At 48.3% G+C, this 286-nt stretch carries 1 protein-coding gene; it reads left to right on the top strand.

All coding sequences use genetic code 11. From position 1 onward, the window contains the following. Nucleotides 1-186 (top strand): TipAS antibiotic-recognition domain-containing protein (locus D1841_RS18010; protein ID WP_207710207.1); only part of this gene is annotated, 186 nt, incomplete at its 5' end. Between the last annotated feature and the right edge of the window lie 100 nt (nucleotides 187-286).

Here is a 286-nt window from a genome sequence, read left to right as displayed (position 1 = left end):
GCACAGGTGCAGAAGCTGCAGGATTTTATTACGGAACACTACTATACCTGTACCGATGAGATCTTAGCAGGGCTTGGCGCGATGTATATCGCAGACGCGGAATTTTCGGCAAACATCGATAAAGCTGGGGGCGCCGGTACGGCGGCCTTTGTCAGCCGGGCGATAGAGGTATATTGCAGGCGGTAAAAGGATGTAAGCTGCAGAGTTGTGCATATGAATGTGATAAAACCGTTTCTGCACAACTTTTAGCCTAGTTGATTGTGCAAGGAAGGATTGAAATGCGTAA

It is taken from the genome of Neglectibacter sp. X4 (genome assembly GCF_009917365.1).
GTDB lineage: Bacteria > Bacillota > Clostridia > Oscillospirales > Acutalibacteraceae > Acutalibacter.
The sequence above is the reverse complement of the archived record's forward strand: the minus strand, read 5'-3'. Positions and strand labels throughout refer to the sequence as shown.